At 72.2% G+C, this 18,884-nt stretch carries 25 protein-coding genes; 8 read left to right on the top strand and 17 right to left on the bottom strand.

Annotated features, from left to right (window positions below; translation table 11 throughout):
* From BUB97_RS05655 to BUB97_RS05685, 7 genes are all read right to left on the bottom strand, one after another.
* Positions 1–1,090: two-component system sensor histidine kinase NtrB (locus tag BUB97_RS05655; protein WP_245818201.1), on the bottom strand; the 1,090-nt coding region annotated here is incomplete at its 3' end.
* Positions 1,091–1,125: 35 nt separating this feature from the next.
* Positions 1,126–2,181, bottom strand: a complete 1,056-nt coding sequence (locus BUB97_RS05660) for an EscU/YscU/HrcU family type III secretion system export apparatus switch protein (protein WP_073132492.1) — start codon at positions 2,179–2,181, stop codon at positions 1,126–1,128.
* 3 nt (positions 2,182–2,184) lie between these two features.
* Positions 2,185–2,961, bottom strand: coding sequence for a flagellar biosynthetic protein FliR (locus tag BUB97_RS05665; RefSeq protein ID WP_073132494.1), 777 nt, complete (start codon positions 2,959–2,961; stop codon positions 2,185–2,187).
* On the bottom strand, positions 2,958–3,233 hold the full coding sequence (locus tag BUB97_RS05670; RefSeq protein ID WP_073132496.1) for a flagellar biosynthetic protein FliQ: 276 nt from the start codon (positions 3,231–3,233) through the stop codon (positions 2,958–2,960). The genes BUB97_RS05665 and BUB97_RS05670 overlap by 4 nt, the downstream gene beginning before the upstream one ends.
* Positions 3,234–3,246: 13 nt before the next feature.
* Positions 3,247–3,546, bottom strand: coding sequence for a flagellar hook-basal body complex protein FliE (fliE, locus tag BUB97_RS05675; protein ID WP_073132498.1), 300 nt, complete (start codon positions 3,544–3,546; stop codon positions 3,247–3,249).
* Complete coding sequence (flgC, locus tag BUB97_RS05680; RefSeq protein ID WP_073132500.1) at positions 3,546–3,953, bottom strand: flagellar basal body rod protein FlgC; 408 nt, start codon at positions 3,951–3,953, stop codon at positions 3,546–3,548. The genes fliE and flgC overlap by 1 nt, the downstream gene beginning before the upstream one ends.
* Before the next feature lie 12 nt (positions 3,954–3,965).
* Positions 3,966–4,361, bottom strand: coding sequence for a flagellar basal body rod protein FlgB (locus BUB97_RS05685; RefSeq protein WP_073132653.1), 396 nt, complete (start codon positions 4,359–4,361; stop codon positions 3,966–3,968).
* A gap of 118 nt (positions 4,362–4,479) precedes the next feature.
* Here BUB97_RS05685 and BUB97_RS05690 point away from each other — a divergent pair, with 118 nt between their 5' ends.
* The 3 genes from BUB97_RS05690 to fliP are packed head-to-tail and all read left to right on the top strand — an operon-like array spanning position 4,480 to position 5,720.
* The gene (locus tag BUB97_RS05690; protein ID WP_073132502.1) at positions 4,480–4,731 is read left to right on the top strand and encodes a hypothetical protein; all 252 of its coding nucleotides are present in this window, start codon (positions 4,480–4,482) and stop codon (positions 4,729–4,731) included.
* A 51-nt stretch (positions 4,732–4,782) separates the two neighbouring features.
* Complete coding sequence (locus BUB97_RS25440) at positions 4,783–5,004, top strand: flagellar biosynthetic protein FliO (protein ID WP_245818206.1); 222 nt, start codon at positions 4,783–4,785, stop codon at positions 5,002–5,004.
* 32 nt (positions 5,005–5,036) lie between these two features.
* Complete coding sequence (fliP, locus tag BUB97_RS05700; protein ID WP_408906125.1) at positions 5,037–5,720, top strand: flagellar type III secretion system pore protein FliP; 684 nt, start codon at positions 5,037–5,039, stop codon at positions 5,718–5,720.
* A 334-nt stretch (positions 5,721–6,054) separates the two neighbouring features.
* On the opposite strand, the gene speE is transcribed toward fliP, so the two are convergent.
* The 9 genes from speE to BUB97_RS05745 form a co-directional block, all read right to left on the bottom strand.
* Positions 6,055–6,924 carry a polyamine aminopropyltransferase gene (speE, locus tag BUB97_RS05705; protein WP_073132504.1) on the bottom strand — a complete coding sequence of 290 codons (870 nt, stop codon included), beginning with the start codon at positions 6,922–6,924 and terminating at the stop codon, positions 6,055–6,057.
* Positions 6,925–6,997: 73 nt separating this feature from the next.
* Positions 6,998–7,417 (bottom strand): adenosylmethionine decarboxylase, encoded by a 420-nt coding sequence (gene speD / locus BUB97_RS05710; RefSeq protein WP_086061930.1) that lies wholly within the window; start codon positions 7,415–7,417, stop codon positions 6,998–7,000.
* Between the two features lie 187 nt (positions 7,418–7,604).
* Positions 7,605–10,466 carry a hypothetical protein gene (locus tag BUB97_RS05715; RefSeq protein ID WP_073132508.1) on the bottom strand — a complete coding sequence of 954 codons (2,862 nt, stop codon included), beginning with the start codon at positions 10,464–10,466 and terminating at the stop codon, positions 7,605–7,607.
* Positions 10,466–11,020: a protein phosphatase CheZ gene (locus tag BUB97_RS05720; RefSeq protein ID WP_073132510.1), complete on the bottom strand. Its 555-nt coding sequence runs from the start codon at positions 11,018–11,020 to the stop codon at positions 10,466–10,468. Before BUB97_RS05720 ends, BUB97_RS05715 begins: the two co-directional genes overlap by 1 nt.
* Complete coding sequence (locus tag BUB97_RS05725; RefSeq protein ID WP_073132513.1) at positions 11,013–11,393, bottom strand: response regulator; 381 nt, start codon at positions 11,391–11,393, stop codon at positions 11,013–11,015. The genes BUB97_RS05720 and BUB97_RS05725 overlap by 8 nt, the downstream gene beginning before the upstream one ends.
* 16 nt (positions 11,394–11,409) lie before the next feature.
* Positions 11,410–12,096, bottom strand: coding sequence for a MotE family protein (locus tag BUB97_RS05730; RefSeq protein ID WP_073132517.1), 687 nt, complete (start codon positions 12,094–12,096; stop codon positions 11,410–11,412).
* On the bottom strand, positions 12,093–12,530 hold the full coding sequence (locus BUB97_RS05735; RefSeq protein WP_073132519.1) for a DUF6468 domain-containing protein: 438 nt from the start codon (positions 12,528–12,530) through the stop codon (positions 12,093–12,095). The genes BUB97_RS05730 and BUB97_RS05735 overlap by 4 nt, the downstream gene beginning before the upstream one ends.
* Entirely contained in the window at positions 12,527–13,591 is a 1,065-nt protein-coding gene (gene fliM / locus BUB97_RS05740; RefSeq protein WP_073132521.1) for a flagellar motor switch protein FliM, read from the bottom strand. The genes BUB97_RS05735 and fliM overlap by 4 nt, the downstream gene beginning before the upstream one ends.
* Positions 13,588–14,145, bottom strand: coding sequence for a flagellar basal body-associated FliL family protein (locus BUB97_RS05745; RefSeq protein WP_073132523.1), 558 nt, complete (start codon positions 14,143–14,145; stop codon positions 13,588–13,590). Before BUB97_RS05745 ends, fliM begins: the two co-directional genes overlap by 4 nt.
* Positions 14,146–14,373: 228 nt before the next feature.
* On the opposite strand from BUB97_RS05745, the gene BUB97_RS05750 reads away from it, so the two are divergent.
* The 4 genes from BUB97_RS05750 to flgH are packed head-to-tail and all read left to right on the top strand — an operon-like array spanning position 14,374 to position 17,641.
* Positions 14,374–15,120 carry a flagellar hook-basal body complex protein gene (locus tag BUB97_RS05750; protein WP_073132525.1) on the top strand — a complete coding sequence of 249 codons (747 nt, stop codon included), beginning with the start codon at positions 14,374–14,376 and terminating at the stop codon, positions 15,118–15,120.
* 42 nt (positions 15,121–15,162) lie between these two features.
* Entirely contained in the window at positions 15,163–15,948 is a 786-nt protein-coding gene (gene flgG / locus BUB97_RS05755) for a flagellar basal-body rod protein FlgG (protein WP_073132527.1), read from the top strand.
* Positions 15,949–15,953: 5 nt separating this feature from the next.
* Positions 15,954–16,889, top strand: coding sequence for a flagellar basal body P-ring formation chaperone FlgA (gene flgA / locus BUB97_RS05760; protein WP_073132529.1), 936 nt, complete (start codon positions 15,954–15,956; stop codon positions 16,887–16,889).
* A gap of 11 nt (positions 16,890–16,900) precedes the next feature.
* Entirely contained in the window at positions 16,901–17,641 is a 741-nt protein-coding gene (flgH, locus tag BUB97_RS05765) for a flagellar basal body L-ring protein FlgH (RefSeq protein ID WP_073132531.1), read from the top strand.
* Positions 17,642–17,701: 60 nt separating this feature from the next.
* Here flgH and BUB97_RS05770 read toward each other — a convergent pair whose 3' ends face one another.
* Positions 17,702–17,893, bottom strand: a complete 192-nt coding sequence (locus BUB97_RS05770; protein ID WP_338141771.1) for a CsbD family protein — start codon at positions 17,891–17,893, stop codon at positions 17,702–17,704.
* A gap of 111 nt (positions 17,894–18,004) precedes the next feature.
* Between BUB97_RS05770 and BUB97_RS05775 the strand changes: the two genes are divergently transcribed.
* Positions 18,005–18,748: an SOS response-associated peptidase gene (locus BUB97_RS05775; RefSeq protein ID WP_073132533.1), complete on the top strand. Its 744-nt coding sequence runs from the start codon at positions 18,005–18,007 to the stop codon at positions 18,746–18,748.
* Positions 18,749–18,884: the final 136 nt, after the last annotated feature.

The raw sequence follows: 18,884 nt of genomic DNA on the forward strand, positions 1-18,884 counted from the left end.
GGTGGATGCGGAAGCGGGTGAGGCCGGGGCGGCTTTCGATGCGCATGGCGCCGCCGGACTGGCGGACGATGCCGTGGATGGTGGCGAGGCCGAGGCCGGTGCCGCCCTGGGTGGCGCGGGTGGTGAAGAAGGGTTCGATGATGTGGGGGAGGATGTCCGGGGGGATGCCCGGGCCGGTGTCGGTGATGTCGAGGACGGCCCAGCGGCCGGGCGGGAGGGGGTCGGGGAAGCCCGGTTCCTCCTGGAGGGAGATGGCGGTGTCGGTGGCGATGGTGAGGGTCCCCTCCCCGCCCATGGCGTCGCGGGCGTTGGTGGCGAGGTTGAGGAGGACCTGATCGAGCTGGACGGGGTCCACGCGGATGCGGCGGCCGAGGGCGCCGGGGTGGATTTCGAGGGTGATGCGGGGGCCGAGGAGGCTGCGGAGCATGGGGGTGGCGGCCTGGACGGCTTCGTCGAGGTCGAGGATGCGGGGTTCGAGTTGCTGGCGGCGGGCGAAGGCGAGGAGGCGGCGGACGAGGGCGGCGCCGCGGGCGGCGGCGTCCTGGGCGGGGCGGAGTTCGTCGCGGATGCGGGGGACGGCGAGGACGGCCCCGTCCATGGCGCCGAGGATGATGGCGAGGAGGTTGTTGACGTCGTGGGCGATGCCGCCGGCGAGCTGGCCGATGGCGCGGAGGCGTTCGCCGGCCTCGGCTTCCTCGCGGCGGCGGCTGCGTTCGGAGAGGTCCTCGGCGAGGAGGATGCGGCGGCCTTCGGGGAGCGGGGCGAGGCGGAGGAGGGTGAGGGTGGGGGTTTGGCCTTCGGGGGCGCCGAGGGCGGCTTCGAGGGGTTCGGCGCCGCCTTCGTGGAGCCAGGTTCGGACGGCGTCGCGCGCCGGGGGGTCGAAGAGGAGGATGGCGGGGGTGCCGGGGCGGAGCGGCAGGGCGGGGCCGATCATGTCGCGCAGGGGGGTGTTGGCGCGGAGGACGGAATCGGCGGAATCGAGGAGGGCGGCGCCCTGCGGGAGGGAATCGAACAGGGCGAGGAAGGCGGTGTCCGCCTCCGCCCCGCTGTTGCGGGGGAAGCCCAGGAAGGATCGGATGCTCTCCGCCATGCCGTGCAGCCTAGCGGGAAGATCGGGGCGGCGCATCACGCCGGCGGGCGCGACCGGGCGCGCCAGATGAAGGCGATGATCTCGGCGACGGCCTGGTAGTGCTCGGCGGGGATTTCGGTGTCGAGGTCGAGCTTGAAGAGGGCGCGGGCCAGGGGCGGGTTGGAGACGAGGGGGACGCCGGCCTCCTTCGCCTTCTCGCGGATGCGGGCGGCCACTTCGTCGGCGCCCTTGGCGAGGATCTTCGGGGCGGCGGAGGTGCCTTCCTCATAGCCCAGGGCGACGGCGTAGTGGGTGGGGTTGGTGATGATGACGGCCGCCTTCGGCACGGCGGCCATCATGCGCTGGCGGGCCTGGCGCTGGCGGATGGCCTTCTGCTTGGCCTTCACATGCGGGTCGCCTTCGGCGTCCTTCGCTTCCTCCTTCATGTCCTGGCGGCTCATCCGCAGGCGGCGGAGGTGGCGGAAATGGACGAGGAAGAGGTCGGCGCCCGCGAGCAGGGCGAAGGCGGCCAGGGTGGCGGCGACGAGGCGCAGGCCCTGTTCGGCGATGGTGGCGAGGAGGGCGGCGGCGGGCTGGTGCATCACCGCTTCCAGCAGTTCGGGCGTGCCGGCCGCATGCCAGATGGCGGCGCCGACGAGGGCGACCTTGAGGAGGGTCTTCAGCAGTTCGATGAGGCCTTCGGAGCCGAGGAGGCGCTTGAGGCCGGCCAGGGGCGAGAGGCGGGAGAGCTGGGGGGCGAGGCCCTTGGCGGAGACGAGGCCGCGGGTCTGGAGAAGGGTGGTGGCCACGGCGCCGAGGGCGGCGGCGGCGAGGACGGGCAGCAGGACGAGGGCGGAGGGCAGCAGCACCTCGGCCGCCTGGTCGGGGGAGAGTTCGTGCCCGCGTTCGAGGATGCCGCGCAGGGCGCGGAGCAGGTCCCGCCCGAGGGAGGGGAGCGCGATTCCGGCCGCGAGAACGGCGAGGAGGAGGGCGGCGAAGCCGGAGAGCTCGCGCGAATGGGCGACCTGGCCGTCCTCGCGCGCCTTTTCGAGGCGCCGGGCGCTTGGGGCTTCCTGGCGGTCCTCGGCCTCGTCGCCGCCCTCCTCGGCCATGGTTCAGCGCAGGCCGGGCAGCGTGGCCCAGCCGGCCTGGAGGGCCTGGTGGAAGCCGGCGAGCATGGAGGGGGCGATGAGCGCGAGCAGGGCGAGGCCCGCGAGGATCTGGCCCGGGGCGGCGACGAAGAAGACCTGCACGGAGGGCGCGACGCGGGCGATGAGGGCCATGGCGAGGTTGATGATGACGGCCGCCAGCACGAAGGGGCCGGCGAGGCGGAGGGCGAGGGCGAGCATGTCGGCGCCGGCCTGGGCGATCTCGGCCGCGGCCGCGCCGGCCGGCCAGGGCGTGCCGGGGGGCATCAGCGCGTAGGATTCGGCCAGGGCGCGGAGCGGCAGGGCGTGCAGGCCGGTGGAGAGCACGAGGACGGCGGTGGCGAGGGTGCCGAGGCGGCCGAGGGCCGAGGCGCCGCCGCCCAGCTGCGCGTCGGGCACGAGGATGGCGGCGAGGCCGAGCAGCGAGGCGCCGGCCTGCAGCGCCACGGAGAGCGCCATGGCGAGGAGGCGGGCGAGGCCGCCGATCCAGAGGCCGACGGCGAGTTCGAGGCTGACGAGGCGCAGGGCCTCGCCGGGGGAATCAGGCGCGGAGGGGAGGTCGGGGGCGAGGAGCGGCAGGAGGACGGGGACGAGGGCGAGGGCGAGCGCGAGGCGGATGGAGGCGGGTACGTCCCCCTCCCCCAGCCCGGGCAGGATCATGGCGGCGGCGCCGAGGCGGGCGAGGAGCAGCACCGCGCCGAAGGCCAGGGAGGGGAGCGCCTCGAGCAGCGCCGCCTCGTTCACGGCAGGCCGCCGAGCAGGACCATCCGATCGAAGAGGGTGACGGTCCAGTCGCGCAGCACGCCGGTCATGAAGGGGCCGAGGAGAAGCAGGCCGCCGCCGGCGACGGCGAGCTTGGGGAGGAAGGCGAGCGAGGCCTCCTGGATCTGGGTCAGGGCCTGCACCACCGAGACGGCGAGGCCCACGACGAGCAGCGCGACGAGCAGCGGCCCGCCCATCTGCAGGCAGATCCAGAGGGAGTCGCGCAGGGATTGCGCGATGAGGTCGGATTCCATGGCCTGGCCCGCCTCAGATCGGCATCCGCATGACGTCCTGATAGGCGGAGACGACGCGGTCGCGCACCGCGACGGCGGTTTGCAGGGCCAGTTCCGCGCGGCTGACGGCGAGGACCGTGTCGGTCACGCTGACCTGACCGAGCATGGCGCCGGTGCTGGCGGCATCGGCCTGGCGGCCGGATTCCACCGCGCCCTCGATGGCGCGCTTGAGGGCGCCGCCGAAGCCCTCCGCGGCGTTGCCGGCCGCCGGGGTGGGAGAGGTGGCGCTGCGATAGGCGGCGGCGGCGCCGGCGGCGCCGATGGGGGCGGGCATCAGCGGAGGGCCTCGATGGTGCGGGTGAGCATGCCGCGCGTGGTTTCGAGGACGGAGAGGTTGGCGCTGTAGGAGCGCTGGGCCTCGCGCATGTCCATCACCTCGATGAGGCTGTCGATGTTCGGGGTCTTCACATAGCCCTGGGCATCGGCGGCGGGATGGGCGGGGTCGTAGCGGCGCGGGAACTCGCCTGGCGCCTCGCCGACGCGGGAGACGGCGACGCCGCGCGTGCCGCTCGCGCGGTCCAGCTTCTCGGCGAAGGTGACGGTGCGGCGGCGATAGGGATCGGCGCCCGGCGCTTCGCCCGTGCTGTCGCGGTTGGCGAGGTTTTCGGCGACCACGCGGAGCCGCGTGGATTGCGCGGCCATGCCGGCGGCCGAGATGCGGAGCGCCCTGTCGAGATCCATGCGACCCTCCCGTTATCCGTTGCGGCCGAGCGCGGTGCGGTACATGCCGACCCAGCGCCGGTGGAGGCCCATGGCGACCGCATGGGCCGAATCGGTATCGGCCACCTTGATGGCCTGTTCGTCGAGCGAGACGCCGTTGCCGTCGGGCGAGACCTCCTCCGCCGGGGCGGGGCGGGAGCCGGGCGCGCCGCGCGTGCTGACGAGATGCGCGGGATCCGTGCGCAGGAGGCCGGCCGGGGAGGAGGCGCGCTGGAGGTGCTGGGCGAAGGGGGCGAGGTCCCGCGCGCGGTAGCCCGGCGTGTCCGCATGGGAGATGTTGCGGGCCAGCACCTCCTGCCGGCGGTCCAGCCAGCGCAGGCGGGATTCGGCGAGGGCGATCGGGTTGGCGGCGGGGCTCGTGCGATCCATGCCCGGCATCTTCCGCCGGTTTTGCTAACCGTTCCTTGATCGGGCGGGCGGGAGTGGCAGGGGTGGGGCGGCGGGGGCGTTAAGGGAGTGGAAGGGAGCGGGCGGCAAACTCTGCCGCATGACCTGCACGCCGCAAAATGCCGTGCTCGCCGCCGTCGATGAACTGCACGGCGTGCTGAGCGTCGCCGAGGCCCTGCTTCTGGCGGGACGACGCCTCGACCTTCAGGGGCTGGACCAGGAGGTCGCCGCCATCTGCGCGGCCGCCACCCTGCTTCCGCCGGAACAGGGGCGCGCGACGCGCCCTGCCCTTTGCGAGCTGCTGGCCCAGGTGGAGGGGCTGCATGCGCGCCTTTCCGCCGCCGCGGCATAGGGGCGCAGTTGATGGGGGGCATGGCGGATGGCCGGCGGGGTGGAGCAATGGGTGAGCGCGGCGGGCGCGCTGGCGCTGGCGCTGGGGCTGCTCTGGCTGCTGGCGCGGCTGGCGCGGCGCGGCGGGCTGGCGACGGCGGGTGCGCGGCGGATCCGGCTGGTGGAGGTGACGCCGATCGATTCGCGGCGCCGCGCCGTGATCCTGCGCGTGGATGGGCGCGAGGCGCTGATCGTGACGGGCGGGGCGCAGGACAGCTTCATCGGCTGGCTCTGACCGTCGCCGGCCTGCTGCTTCTGCTTCCGGGCGTGGCGCTGGCGCAATCCGTCTCGCTCGACCTCGGCGGTTCGGGCACGGGCAGCACGGCGCGGCTGGTGCAGCTGACGGCGCTGATCGGCCTGCTCTCCCTCGCCCCTTCCCTGCTGGTGATGGCGACGGCCTTCGCGCGGATCGTCATCGTGCTGTCGCTGTTGCGCAGCGCGATCGGGGCGCAGGGAATTCCGCCGAACCCGGTGCTGATCGGGCTGGCGCTGTTCCTCACCTTCTTCGTCATGCAGCCGGTGATAGAGGCGAGCTGGGTGCAGGGCCTGCAGCCCATGCTGGCGGGGCAAGTGGCGGAGCTGGAGGGGCTGGCCCGGGCGGCGGAGCCGTTCCGCAAGTTCATGGCGGTGAATGCGCGGGATTCGGATCTCGCGCTGTTCCTCGACCTGGCGCAGCTGCCGGCGCCGGCCAGCCCGGATCAGACGCCCTGGCGGGCGCTTGTGCCGGCCTTCATGGTGAGCGAGCTGAAGCGCGGCTTCGAGATCGGCTTCCTGATGTTCCTGCCCTTCCTGGTCATCGACCTGGTGGCGGCTTCGCTGCTGATGTCCCTGGGCATGATGATGCTGCCGCCGAGCGTGGTGGCGCTGCCCTTCAAGATCATCTTCTTCGTGATGGTGGATGGCTGGCGGCTGGTTTCGGCCAGCCTGGTGCAGGGCTTCGCCGGGAACTGAGGCGCCGGGGCAAATCGGCCGCCATGCCCCCGCGCCCCCAATCCGTCACCGCACGCCATGATGCATGGCGGGCGACGGCCAAACCGGGGGGCCGGTGGAGCATGGCGGCCGAAGAGGAAGCCGGCCGCCGCGCTGCCGCGCTCCCGATCCATCACCGCGCGCCATGATGCATGGCGGGCGACGGCCAAACGGGGAGCCGGTGAGACGCGGCGGCCGAAGCAGAAGACGGCCGCCGCGCTGCCGCGTTCCCAATCCATCACCGCGCGCCATGATGCATGGCGGGCGACGGCCAAACGGGGAACCGGTGAGACGCGGCGGCCGTAGCCGCCCTGCCCTATTTCCGGGGCAGGTGCTTCGCGATGTAGGGCGGCAGCTGGAAGGCACCCAGATGGATCTCCGGGGTCCAGTAGCCGGTCTTGCCGAGGATGCCGGCACGCTCGGCGCGAGCGCGGATCTCCTCGACGGGCACGGCACGCATGGTGGCGTCCTTGGCCGCCCAACCGAGCGTCATGTAGCCACCGACATAGGTGGGGACGGCGGCGACATAAGCCCAGATGTCCGGGAACACTTTCCCGCGGCGGAGCGAGGTTTCGGCGAGTTCCTCCGCTTGCATGGCGGGAACGCCGCACTGGTTCACGATCAGGCCGCGATCGGAGAGCAGGCGCGCCGCGTTGGCGTAGAACTCGTCGGTGAAGAGAACCTCGCCGACGCCGATCGGGTCGGTGCTGTCCACGATCACCACGTCGAAGCTGCCGGCTTCGGCGCGGCGGACATAGTCGATCCCGTCGGCCACCAGCACCTCGGCGCGGGGGTCGTTCCAGGCGTCACCGGCGATGCCGGGCATGAATTCCTTGGCGAGGCGGATCACCTCGCCGTCGATCTCGACCATGACGGCCTTCTCGACATTCCTGTGCTCGAGCACGCGGCGGAGCACGCCGCCGTCGCCGGCGCCGATGATCAGGACGCGCTTAGCCTCGCCATGGGCCAGCAGGGGCACATGGGTCAGCATCTCCTGATAGACGAACTCGTCCATCTCGGTAATCTGCACGACGCCGTCGAGCAGCATGACGCGGCCATGGGTCTCGGATTCGAAGACCATGATGTCCTGGAAGTCGGACTTCACCCGGGCGAGTTCCCGCACGACGCGGAAGCGCTGGCCCCAGGCCGGGTAGAGGGTCTCGTTGACCCAGGAATCCGTGGTCATCTCGAAGCTCCGAACAGAAGAAGGGGGCGGACCCCTGGGCCCGCCCCCTGGTCTCGTGCGTGACGCCTTGGTGTCAGGCCTGCATGCCGCGGCGGTGTTCCGCCAGCTGCACGCGCTCCGGCAGAAAGCCGCGCTTCAGCACGGGGATCGCCAGATACGGATCGCAGATGCCGCAGACGAAGATGTCGAGCGCGGCGTAGTTCTTCTCCGGCCAGGTGTGGATGGAGACATGGCTCTCGGCCAGCACCAGCACGCCGCTCACTCCGCCATTCGGCTGGAAGTGGTGGAAGTGCCCGTGCAGGATCGTCGCGCCCGTCTCGATCGCGGCCTCGCGCAGAACCTCGTCGATATGCGCGGGGTCGTCGAGATTCGTCGCCCCCCACAGATCGATGATCAGGTGAGTCCCGGCGAAGCGCACGCCGTTCTTCTCGACGAAGTAGTCCTTCGCCTCTTCAGTGAACTGGGCTTCGCTCGGGCTTTGATCCGAAACCATCCCCAGCTGAGCAACAAGAGCGTCCAATTCGGGCCCCCCATCCTCGACCGGTGACGACCTATCGCGATCGGAAAGTCCGATCAGGTCAACGGAGGCGGCATATGAGGCACGCGGCCCCCCATCGCAAGTGAATTTGGTCCCCCCAGGCCGAAAAAAACGCGGCTCCCCCCCGCGCCTGACGCGTGGCTCATCTTGAACTTACGGCCGCCGTCCGGAAGGCATCCAGCTTGTTCGGGAATCCCCGGAAAAGGTTCAGTTCGCGCTGGAGCCTCGGGAGGTCCGAAAGGCCGCGCACCGGATCGGCGGTCAGGAGGGCGACGGCCTCGGCGATCGGGCCGGTGCCGAGCTTTTCGAGCCAAGCGGCGCGGAGGGCGGAGAGGCGGGCGGCATCGCCGCCCAGCGCGGCGAAGGCGGCGGCGCGGAGCACCTCCTGCGGGCTTGCGGGATCCTCCGGCTGGGCGGCGGCGAGGGCGAGCAGGGCGTCGGAGGCGCCGGCCCAGTCCTGGCGCTCGGCCAGGAGGGCGGCGAGGGCCGGCAGGGCGGGGGTGCCGAGGCCGCGCAGGATGGCGAGCGCTTCCGCCGGGGCGCCGAGGGCGGATTTCGCGCGCGCGGCCAGCAGCCCGCGCGGCAGCGTCTCCTCTGAGGTGGCGGGAGTGCCGTCCAGGGTTTCCAGCGCGCCCTTCGCGTCGCCGGCCGCGAGGCGGAGGCTGGCGAGGCGGGTGGCGAAGGCGGGGCGCCGGGCGGCCGGGACGCGGTCGAGCGCCTGTTGCGCGAGGGCGGCACCGCGATCGGGCAGGTCCATGGCGGCGAGGCGTTCGGCGAGCGCGGCCAGGGCTTCGGCGCCGCGCTCGTCCCGCGGCAGGAGGGTGGGCTGGGCTTCGTAGAGCGCGACGGCGACGGTCGGCGGTTCCTGCGTCAGCGCCTGAAGGAGGGCGGCTTCCTGGGCCGGGCGGATCTGCTCCTGGCGGTCGGGATAGGTTTCGGCGGTTTCCTTGAGGAGATCCAGCGCCCCGCGCGCGTCGCCGGCGGTGCCGCGCAGGGCGGCGATGCGGAGGCGCGTGCCGAGTTCCTCCGAATCGCCGCGCCAGGCGAAGAGGGCGGCTTCGAGGGCGGCGGCGGCGCCGGCGGCGTCCAGCGTGCCGGCCTTCAGGCGCAGCTCGGCGGTGCGGCGGAGGGCGCGGGCGCGGGCCAGCCGGTCCCGCCCGTTGATGACGGTGGCGTAGAGGGAGAGGGCCGTGTCGGTCTGCTCCTCGGCTTCGGCGAGGCGGGCACGGGCGAGGGTTAGCTCGGGACGGTCTCCGGCGGCCTGCAGCAGGCGGCGGGCGGCGGAGGTTTCGCCGGCCTCGACCATGGCCTCGGCGGCGAGGGGCAGGAGGCGGGTGCGCAGGGATTCCGGGTAGCCGAGCAGGAGCGGCAGGGTGCTGGCAAAGCCGGGCGAGGCGGCGGCGGCGTCGCCCGCCGTGGCGGCGAGGGCGGCGCGCCAGAGCGTCACCTCGTCATTGCCGGGGAGGCTGGCGGTGGCGAGGCCCTGCGCATCCGGGAGGCGGCCGGCCATGAGGGCAGCGGCGGCGTGGAGGAGGAGGCTGCGCGGGTCGGTGGAGGCGCGGGGATCCTCCTGGAAGGCCAGGCGGATCATGGCCTGGGCCTCCTGGGCGAGGCCGAGGGCGAGCATGCCCTCGGCGGCGGCGCGGCGGAGGGGCATGCGGGCGAGCGGCGGGGCGGCGGCGATGCTGGACTGCTGGGCGCGCAGGCGCTCCTGCGCCGGGCCGGGTTCGAGATTGGGCAGCTCCATCAGCCGCGACATGGCGGCGGCCTCGGCGCCGGGATCCGGGCTGGCGGTGCCGGCGGCGAGGCCGGAGAGCACGAAGCGGTCGCCGACGCGGCGGAGCGCGGCGGTGTCGGCGCGCGCCAGTGCGGCGACGCCGAGCTGGGTGGGCAGGAGGTCGAGCTGGGCGAGGCTGCGGGCGGTGGGCATGGCCTGGCCCGCCTCGCGCACGGTGCCGACGAGAATGGGAAGGCCGGTCTCGGGATCGGCGATGGGGACCGGGCGGCCGGGGGCGGCGGCGCGCAGGACCACCCTGCCCTCCTCCGGCTCGGCGAGGATGGAGCGTTCCCGGCCGGGACCGGGGCCGGGGGTGACGAGCCAGTTGGGGCCTTGCCGGCGGGCCTGGAGGCCCGCGGGCGCGGCGAGGGGCAGGCGGAGGATGGTGGCTTCCGGCAGGGTTTCCGCGCGGAGGCCGCCGAAGACGGGATCGCCGCGCAGCGGGGCCGTGTCGAGCGCATGGGGCTGGTCGAGCACGAGGAGCAGCGTGTCGCCGCGGCGCAGGATGGCGAGGCCGGTTTCCGCGGGCACGGGCAGCAGCAGGGCGCGCGCCCCCTCCCCCGGCACGGTGCGGAGCGGCAGGCCGGCGGTGGCGGGTTCGGGCGCGGCCGGGGCAGTGTTGAGCCGCGCTGCGGATGCGGGCGGTGGCGTTGCCGGGGCCGGCGGCGCCGCTGCGGCGGGCGGCGCTGCGGCCGCGGCCTGGGCGGGAGCTGGAGCGGCTTCGGCTGCGCGGCTGTTGCGCGGCGGCGTGGCGGGGGGGCGAGGCGGCGTGGGCAGCCTGGCCTCCGCGGCCCGCTGCGCGGCGGGTGCCGCCGGGGTGGCGGATGCGGGCGCTGGGGTGGTGGCGGACGCGGTGGCGGTGGCGCTGGGGGCGGCGGGCGCGGCGTCGAGGATGTCGAGCACCAGGCGGTTGCCGAGGCGGTAGTGGCGCAGCCGGGCGCCCGGGCGGGTGGTGAGGCGCAGGCCTTCGGGCGCGCGTTCGAGGGTGAGGAGGTTGCGGGGCAGGCGGCGGGTGCCGGGGAGTTCGGGCTCGACCCCGGCGCCGAGGCGGAGCAGGACGCCGTCGCCGCCCTCCTCCACCCAGTAGGGGATGTCGGGCGCGGCGAGGTCCAGCACGATCCGGCCATGGCCGGGATGGTCGCCCAGCCTGACCGCGGCCCGTTCCGCCAGGGCCGGCTGGCCGAGGAGGACGGAGCCGCAGATCGCGAGGATCGCCGCGCCGCGCATCAGTCGAAGCTCGCCAGCAGGGCGTCGATCTCCGCCTGGGAGGAGGCGGCGGCGGCGAGCTGCGGGCCGTTGGCGAGCCGCTCGCCTTCCGTGCGCAGCGGCGCGGCGCGGGCCGGGAGCACGGCGGAGGGGGCGTAGCGGCCGGTGGTTTCGCGCACGCGCTGCTCGATCTGCTTCAGCGCGTTCACCACCTTGCCGATGCGCTGGCCCGTGATGTCCTGGAAGGCGCAGGCCTCGTAGATGCGGGTGACGCAGACGCCGACCGTCTCCGCATCGTCCGGGGCCAGCTTCGGCTGGAGGTTTTCCAGCGTCTCGCAGACGTCCAGGATCTCGTTGGCGGCGTCGGCGGTGCTCTTGACCACCTCGTCCAACTCGTCGGTGGCGGCAGGGAGATGCGTGGCGTCCACGTTCTCCACGCGCATCGCCGCGATCTCCTCCTTTGCGGCGGCGACCATGCGGCCCAGGGCCTCCAGCTCCTGCAGGAGGGTGGCTTCGGTCTTGCCCAGGCCCGACATGACCTGCAAGGCGCGCTCCGCGCGGTCGACCTTAGGCATGGGCCATCACCTTCTCGATCTTCTCGCGCAGCGTCTCGGCGTTGAAGGGCTTGACGATGTAGTTCGAAACGCCGGCGGCGCGGGCGGCCACCACGTTCTCGGTCTTGCTTTCGGCGGTGATCATGATGAAGGGCGTGGATTTCAGCTTCGCATCGGCCCGCACCTCCTTCAGCAGGTCGAGGCCCGTCATCGGCTCCATGTTCCAGTCGGAGATAACGAGGCCGAAATTGCCGGTGCGGAGCTTGGAGAGCGCCTCCTGGCCGTCGGTCGCCTCCTCCACATTGTTGAAGTCCAGCTGCTTCAGCAGGTTCCGGATGATCCGCAGCATCGTCTTGTAGTCATCGACGATCAGCACGTGGGTGTTCTTGTCCATCGCGGTGATTCTCCTTTCAATCCGTCCGATTTTCGGTCGCCCGGTTCGCAGCGGCACGAAGCCGGGCCAGCTCCGCCGTCAGGCTGCGGGCCCGGTCGGGGCGCATGGCCCCGATCACCGGGGCGGCCTTCGCCTCCCGCATCCGATTCACGATCTGTACGAGCACAGGCATTTCCAAATCGTCGAAAACGGTGGCCGCATCGCGCGGGCGCATCGCTTCGTAGGTCTTGACCAGGCCACGCCAGCCGGCCTCCTCGCGCTCGCCCCGGCCGCGCTCCAGCGCCTCCAGCCGGGATTGCAGGGCGGCCATTTCCTCGAGCCGCGCGGAGAGGCGGCGCTCGGCGGCGGCGAGCACGGCCTCGCGCGCCGCGAGCGCGGTTTCGCGCGCCTCGATCTCGGTGCGGCGCTCCCGCAGGCGGCTGAGCAGGGCGCGCTCGGCCTGGTCGACCGGATCGGGCGGCGGGGGCGCGGGGGCGGGAGGAGCAGGGGCGGCCGCGCGAGAAGGGGCCGGAGATGGATCGGCGGGCGGGGCTGAGGCGGCGGCGCTGCCAACGAGCCCCCCCTCCCCCGGAATGGCGCGCAGCAGCACCTGGGCCTTCACGAGTGCCAGGGCGGCGCAGGCGAAGAGGATCATCGGCAGGAGGCGCGGGCGCGGGAGGCGCGCGGGCGCCCGAATGGATGCGCGCAGGGCGGGGAGCTTCACCGGGCCATCCTCAATGCGCGCAGCAGGTCGCGTTCAGCCTGGCTTCGCGGGGCCGCGGCCTCCGCGGGCAGGCCCATGGATTGAAGGCCCGGGGCGGGAAGGCCGGAGGCGGGGGCGGCGGCGCGGCCCTGGCGGACCAGCGCCTCCAGCCGGTCGGCCAGCCCCTCGGCGCGTTCGACGAGGAAGCGCAGGTCGTCGCGCAGCGCCTCGGCGGCCCCGGTCTGCCGGGCCTGCTGCTCCAGCGCCATGCGCAGGCCGGCCAGGGCGGACTGGGCGTCGCGCGTGGCGGTCTCGAAGCCCGCGGCGCCTTCCGACAGAGCCGCGCGGTCCTTCCTGAGCGCGGCGAGCCCGCGCTCCAGCCGGATGGCGAAGGGCAGCGCGGCGAGGAGCAGGAGAAGGAGCGCGCCCTGGAGAGTCCATTCCAGCAGGGTCATGCCACCTCCTCCTCCAGGCCGAGGCGCTTCAGCTCGCGCTCGATCCGCACAGCGAGGCGGTTCTCGCGCCGGCCCAGCACGGCCTCGAAGAGTGGAACCTCGCCGCAGCGCAGGCGCACCGGGGCGCCCGGGCCGACATTGAGGGTGATCCGGTCGCCCGGCTTGAGGTTGACCACGGTGGAAAGCGGCAGGGGCTGCTCGTCCAGCACGACGTCGAGCGCGACCTCCGTGTGGCGCAGCTCGTCGGCCAAGTGGTTTTCCCAGATGGAGTCGCGGCCGAACTTCTCGCCCATGAACTGCTGCAGGAGCAGCTCGCGCACCGGTTCCAGCGTGGCGTAGGGGAGGAGGAGGTCCATGCGGCCGCCACGATCCTCCATCTCGACGCGGAGCTTCACGAGGATGCAGGCGTTGGACAGGCGGGAGATGGCGGCGAAGCGGGGGTTCACCTCCAGCCGCTCGAACTGGAACTCCACGGGGCAGAGGGGCTCGAAGGCGGTGGAGACGTCGCGCAGGACGACGCCGATCAGGCGCTCGACCAGCGTGCGCTCGATGGTGGTGTAGGGGCGGCCCTCGATCCGCATGGCGGCGGTGCCGCGGCGGCCGCCGAGGAGGACGTCCACGACCGAGTAGATCATCGCGGAATCGACGACCATCAGCCCGTAATTGTCCCACTCATGCACCTTGGTGACGGCGAGCATGGCGGGGAGCGGGATGGAGTTGAGGTAGTCCCCGAAGCGCAGCGAGGTGATGGCGTCGATCGAGACTTCCACATTGTCGGAGGTGAAGTTACGGAGCGTCGTGCTCATCAGCCGCACGAGGCGGTCGAACACGATCTCGAGCATCGGCAGGCGCTCGTAGGAGACGAGGCCGCTGCTGATGATCTGCTCGATGGCGGATTTCGCCTCGGCGGTTTCCTCGCCGTCGAAGCCGAGGAGGCTGTCGATTTCCGCCTGGTTGAGGACGCGGGTGGAATCCGCGCCGCCGGGCGCCGCCTCCTCATCCCCCTCCCCCTCCAGCGAGGCGCCCCAGGCGGCGGCGAGGTCCTCTTCCTCGGTGCTCACTGGACGATCATCTCGACGAAGAGGACGTCCTGCACCTTCGCGGGGCTGGCCGCGAGGGAAGCGCGGTTCCGCAGCTCCTCGCGCAGGCGGTAGGTGCCCTGGCTGCCGCGCAGCTCCTCCGGGCGCATCTCGCGCAGATAGGTCTGGAAGAGGTCCATCAGGCGCGGCATGGCGGCCTGGACGGCGGCCGTGTCGGCCTCGGAGGAGAGTTCGAGCTTTGCCTTCAGGCGGATGAAGGTGGCGCGGCGGCCGCTGACGTTCAGGTTCGTCAGGATCTCCGGCATGTCGAAGAAGACGGGCGGGCGCGCGGGCTGGGGCGGCGCCGAGCTGGATACGGTGCCGGAGGCGGCGCCATGGCCCTCGGCGGGGGCGGCGGCGTGGCCTTCTTGCGGCTCCGCGGATTTGCCGAAGGGGAGCAGGCCACTGAACCAGAGGCCCGCGCCGGCGCCGATGAGCACCAGCAGCACGAGGGCGATGAGGACGAGCTTCTTCTTGCCCCCCTTCTTCGGGGACTCCTCTGCTCCATCAGCCGTTGCAGCCGCCGCTTGCGCCATGGGGATCGGGTGCTTCCTGCCGTTCCGATGGGGCTGATGCTGGCGGGGGCGGCTTAACGAAGCGTTGCAACCGGGCGGGAATGATCAGGAAGCCGGCAAGAACTGCCGCTTCCGGGCAGGGCGAGCCGGCGCGGTGCCGGGGAAAGGCTGGCACGGGGGTTGCGGAAACCCTTCCGCAAGCACGGCGCCGCATCCTCGCGGACCGAAGGCAAGAGGCGGACGGAGCGGATGGACAATCCCGGCTACATCGCTCTTTCACGACTGGTCGCGCAAAACCGCGCGACCGCCGTGCTTGCGCACAACATGGCCAATGCGGAGACGCCGGGCTTCCGGGCCTCGCGCCCGGTTTTCGCCGACCATCTGGAGCGCCAGCGCGGCGCGCAGCCCGTGCGGGGCGGCGAGTCGCTGCATTTCGCGATGGACCGCGCGACCTGGCGCGACGAATCGGCGGGGCCGGTGCAGACGACGGGCAATCCGCTGGATGTCGCGATTTCCGGCGAGGGGCTGTTCAGCGTGCAGACGCCGCGCGGCGAGCGCTACACGCGGGCCGGGCGCTTCTCACTCGGGCCCGACGGGGGGATCGTGGACATGGAGGGGAATGCGCTGCTGGACACGGGCGGGAATCCGCTGCGGGTCGCGCCCGGGGATACGCGGCTGACGATCAAGGGCGACGGGACGCTGAGCAGCGAGAACGGCGAGATCGGCAAGCTGCGGGTGGTGCGCTTCGCCGAGCCGCAGCGGCTGCAGGCGGAGGGGGACCGGCTGCTGGCCGCGGGCGCGGGCCAGGCGCCGGAGGTGATCGAGCGGCCCGCCCTGGTGCAGGGCGCGCTGGAGGGGAGCAACGTGCGGCCCGTTCTCGAGATCACGCGGCTGACCGCGGAGACGCGGGAGTTCCAGTTCATGGCGCAATTCGCGGAGAAGGAGGGCGAGCGGCTCTCCGGCGCGGTCGAGCGGATCCTGCGGAAGCGCAGCTGATGAGTGCGACGCGACACGCCCACCGGCAGGAAGGATAGACGCATGCGTTCCCTGTGGACCGCCGGCACGGGCATGATGGCCCAGCAGACGAATGTCGAGGTCATCTCCAACAACATCGCGAATATGAGCACGACGGGGTTCAAGCGCCGGCGCGCGGAATTCCAGGACCTGATGTACCAGAACATGAGGCGGGTGGGCTCGCAGTCCTCGGATACCGGGACCACCCTGCCCTCCGGCGCGCAGGTGGGGCTCGGTGTTCGGACGGCGGGGGTGTACCGCATCCATGAACAGGGCAGCCTGCAGCAGACGGAGAACCGCTTCGACATCGCCATCCGGGGCAATGGCTTCCTGCAGGTGACGCTGCCTTCGGGCGAGACGGCCTACACGCGGGACGGCACGCTGGGGCTTTCGCCCGAAGGGGTGATCGTGACGGCGGAGGGGTATCCGGTGCTGCCGGGGATCACCATTCCCGCGAATGCGACGGATGTGACCATCAACGGCAATGGCGAGGTGCTGGTGAAGCTCGCCGGCCAGACGGCCGCGCAGAATGTGGGGCAGTTCCAGCTGGCGATCTTCGCCAATGAGGGCGGGCTGGAGGCGGTGGGCGACAACCTGCTGATGGCCTCCGCCTCCTCCGGCGCCGCGCAGCAGGGCACGCCGGGTTCGCCGGGCTATGGCAATGTGATGCAGGGCTTCATCGAGACCTCCAACGTGAACGTGGTGCAGGAGATCACGAGCCTGATCACCGCGCAGCGCGCCTATGAGATGAACAGCAAGGTGATCACGGCGAGCGACGAGATGCTCAGCACCATCGCAAGGCTGCGGTGAGCGCGATGCGGCGGCTGGGCTTTCTCCTCCTCCTGCTTCTGGCGATGCCGGCGCGCGCGGACTTGGCGGTGCTGCGCCCGCATGCGGTGGTGGAGGATGCGGTGATCCGCCTTTCCGACCTCTTCGACGCGGCGGGGCAAAATGCCGGCCGCGTCGTAGGGCCCGCACCCGCGCCAGGACGGCGCGTGGTGGTGGAGCCCGCCCAGCTTCTGGCCATCGCGCGCGCCCATGGGGTGGCGTGGCGGCCGCTGACGGCGGCGGACACGGTGGTGGTGGAGCGGCCCGGGCGCGCGGTGCCGCGGGACGAGGTGCTGGACCTGCTGCGGGGCGAGCTTGGGCGGATGGGGCTGGACCCGGAGGCGGAGCTGGAGCTGCCGGGCTTCCAGGCGCCGATGGTACCGCTGGCTTCCTTCACGCAGCTGGCGTTGGAGCAGCCCTCCTTCGAGGCGGCGACGAACCGCTTTTCCGCCACGCTGGTGGTGGTGGCGGAAGGGATGCCGACGCTGCGGATGCGGATTGCGGGGCGGGCGGTGGCCACCGCGGCGGTGGTGGTGGCCACGCGGCGCCTTCCGCTCGGCGCGGTGGTGGGGCCGGGCGACCTGCGGCTGGTGCGCCAGCGCGCGGAGCGGGTGCGGGCGGGGCTGGCGAGCGACCCGGGGCAGGTGGTCGGCAAGGCGCTGCGGCGGCCCGTGGCGGAGGGGATGGGATTCGCGATGGGTGATCTCTCCCTGCCCGCGGTGATCGAGAAGAATGCGAGCGTGACGCTGGTGATGGAGGCGCCCGGGCTGAGCATGACGGCGCAGGGGCGCGCGATGGCTTCGGCGGCACGGGGTGAGGTGGTGCCGGTGATGAACCTGGCCTCGCGCTCCATCGTGGAGGGCGAGGCGATCGGGCCGGGGCGCGTGCGGGTGACCTTCGGCAGCGCGCCGGTGAGCCGGTGAGGAGGATGTCCATGCGTATGGCGTTGCTGGTGCTGCCGCTCGCGATGGGGCTGGCGGGGTGCGGTTCGGCCGAGCGGTTGGCGCGGATCGGGCGGGCGCCGGAGATGGCGCCGATCACGGATCCGACGCGCGGCCCGGACTACCGGCCTGTTTCCATGCCGATGCCGGCGCCGCAGGATTCGCGCAGCCTCGTGGCCAACAGCCTGTGGCGGCCGGGCAGCCGGACCTTCCTGCGGGACCAGCGGGCGGCGAGCGTGGGGGACCTGATCACCATCCTCGTCTCGATCAAGGACACGGCCAACCTCTCGAACAGCACGGAGCGGAGCCGCGAGAATTCGGAGAATATGGGCATCCCCCGCCTGCTGGGGCTGGATGCGTCCTATGCGCGGTTCCTGCCGAACAGCATCGACCCGACGAAGCTGGTGGAGGCGAGTTCGGCCCATTCCTCCACGGGCTCGGGGCGGGTTCAGCGGAACGAGGCGGTGACGATGCGGATCGCGGCGACGGTGACGCAGGTGCTGCCGAACGGGAACCTCGTGGTCGGCGGGCGGCAGCAGGTGCGGGTGAACCATGAGATGCGCGACCTGACCATCGCGGGCATCATCCGGCCGCAGGATATCGCGAGCGACAACACGGTGCAGCATGACCGGCTGGCGGAGGCGCGGATTGCCTATGGCGGGCGGGGCACGGTGAGCGACGTGCAGCAGCCGCGCTATGGGCAGCAGGTGCTGGACGCGATCCTGCCCTTCTAGCGCACGACGAAAAAGGGCCGCCCGGAGGCGGCCCTTCCCGTTTCGTCGAGCCGGTGGGGCTCAGCGGGTGTTGGTGGCGTCCCGCAGGGCATCCTTGGCGCCGCCGGCGGCGTTCTGGACCTTGCCCTCGGCGCGCTTGGCCGCGCCCTCGGCTTCCATCTTCTTGTCGCCGACCGCGGCGCCGAGGTTTTCCTTGATGGCGCCGCCCGCCTGCTTCAGGGAGCCTTCAACGCGATCCTTGTCGATGGCCATCTGGCAATCTCCTCTTGTTTAACCTGGGATAAAAACGGAGACGCGGCGAAGAGGTTGCCGGCTGATACGCGTTGCAACATCACGGCGTGGAACGGCAGGGATCGGCGGCACATGTGTGGGCGGTACTTCCTTCAGCGTGATGCGACCTCCCTCGGGCGCTACTTCGAGGTGCCGGAGGCGAGCCCGATGCCGAACTTCGCGCCGAGCTGGAACATGGCGCCGACGCAGGACGGCGTGGTGCTGCGGCGGAACCCGGAGAGCGGCGCGCGGCAGCTCGGCCTGCTGCGCTGGGGGCTGGTGCCGCATTGGGCCAAGGATGCGAAGGACGGGGCGCGGCTGATCAATGCGCGGGCGGATGGGGTGGCGGAGAAGCCCTCCTTCCGCGACGCCTTCGCGCGGCGGCGCTGCATCGTGCCGGCGGATGGGTTCTATGAATGGCTCTCGCCGAAGGAGGCGAAGCCGCGCGATCCGAAGCAGCCCTTTGCCGTGGCGCTGGCGAGCGGGGAGCCGATGGGCTTCGCGGGGCTGTGGGAGGGGTGGAAAGACCCGGAGGGGAACTGGCTGCGGACCTATTCCATCATCACCACGGAAGCGAACCCGAAGCAGGCGCCGCTGCATCACCGCATGCCCGTGATCCTGCCGCGCCAGACCTGGGCGGCCTGGCTGGGTGAGGAGGAGGCGGGGCCGGAGGATCTGCAGGATCTGCTGCGCCCCTGCCCGCCGGAATGGCTGGCCTGCTGGCCGGTGGAGAAGCGGGTGAACAAGGTTTCGGAGAACGGCGCGGCGCTGATCCTGCCCGACCGGAGCGTGGTGGCGCCGGCGGGGCTGGATGATCCTTCGCCCTATTCGGTCTGACCGGTTGGGCTGTCCCGGGGAGAGGAAGAAGGAATTCTTCCTCTCCCCGGACCCGTCGAAGGCAGTGCCTTCGACCCATCATCTTTGTCTTCGAGTTGGAATCACTCAACGGACGGTGCGCCTCGGGTCCATGACC

This window comes from Muricoccus roseus (assembly GCF_900141905.1).
GTDB classification, from domain to species: Bacteria; Pseudomonadota; Alphaproteobacteria; order Acetobacterales; family Acetobacteraceae; genus Roseomonas; species Roseomonas rosea.

Excerpts from the sequence above, each read along its gene's own strand:
- BUB97_RS05660 (WP_073132492.1), bottom strand. The coding sequence starts at position 2,181 with ATGGCCGAGGAGGGCGGCGACGAGGCCGAGGACCGCCAGGAAGCCCCA.
- BUB97_RS05670 (WP_073132496.1), bottom strand. The coding sequence starts at position 3,233 with ATGGAATCCGACCTCATCGCGCAATCCCTGCGCGACTCCCTCTGGATC.
- fliE (WP_073132498.1), bottom strand. The coding sequence starts at position 3,546 with ATGCCCGCCCCCATCGGCGCCGCCGGCGCCGCCGCCGCCTATCGCAGC.
- flgC (WP_073132500.1), bottom strand. The coding sequence starts at position 3,953 with ATGGATCTCGACAGGGCGCTCCGCATCTCGGCCGCCGGCATGGCCGCG.
- BUB97_RS05685 (WP_073132653.1), bottom strand. The coding sequence starts at position 4,361 with ATGGATCGCACGAGCCCCGCCGCCAACCCGATCGCCCTCGCCGAATCC.
- BUB97_RS05690 (WP_073132502.1), top strand. The coding sequence starts at position 4,480 with ATGACCTGCACGCCGCAAAATGCCGTGCTCGCCGCCGTCGATGAACTG.
- speE (WP_073132504.1), bottom strand. The coding sequence starts at position 6,924 with ATGACCACGGATTCCTGGGTCAACGAGACCCTCTACCCGGCCTGGGGC.
- speD (WP_086061930.1), bottom strand. The coding sequence starts at position 7,417 with ATGGTTTCGGATCAAAGCCCGAGCGAAGCCCAGTTCACTGAAGAGGCG.
- BUB97_RS05715 (WP_073132508.1), bottom strand. The coding sequence starts at position 10,466 with ATGCGCGGCGCGGCGATCCTCGCGATCTGCGGCTCCGTCCTCCTCGGC.
- BUB97_RS05720 (WP_073132510.1), bottom strand. The coding sequence starts at position 11,020 with ATGCCTAAGGTCGACCGCGCGGAGCGCGCCTTGCAGGTCATGTCGGGC.
- BUB97_RS05725 (WP_073132513.1), bottom strand. The coding sequence starts at position 11,393 with ATGGACAAGAACACCCACGTGCTGATCGTCGATGACTACAAGACGATG.
- BUB97_RS05735 (WP_073132519.1), bottom strand. The coding sequence starts at position 12,530 with ATGACCCTGCTGGAATGGACTCTCCAGGGCGCGCTCCTTCTCCTGCTC.
- BUB97_RS05745 (WP_073132523.1), bottom strand. The coding sequence starts at position 14,145 with ATGGCGCAAGCGGCGGCTGCAACGGCTGATGGAGCAGAGGAGTCCCCG.
- BUB97_RS05750 (WP_073132525.1), top strand. The coding sequence starts at position 14,374 with ATGGACAATCCCGGCTACATCGCTCTTTCACGACTGGTCGCGCAAAAC.
- flgG (WP_073132527.1), top strand. The coding sequence starts at position 15,163 with ATGCGTTCCCTGTGGACCGCCGGCACGGGCATGATGGCCCAGCAGACG.
- flgA (WP_073132529.1), top strand. The coding sequence starts at position 15,954 with ATGCGGCGGCTGGGCTTTCTCCTCCTCCTGCTTCTGGCGATGCCGGCG.
- flgH (WP_073132531.1), top strand. The coding sequence starts at position 16,901 with ATGCGTATGGCGTTGCTGGTGCTGCCGCTCGCGATGGGGCTGGCGGGG.
- BUB97_RS05770 (WP_338141771.1), bottom strand. The coding sequence starts at position 17,893 with ATGGCCATCGACAAGGATCGCGTTGAAGGCTCCCTGAAGCAGGCGGGC.
- BUB97_RS05775 (WP_073132533.1), top strand. The coding sequence starts at position 18,005 with ATGTGTGGGCGGTACTTCCTTCAGCGTGATGCGACCTCCCTCGGGCGC.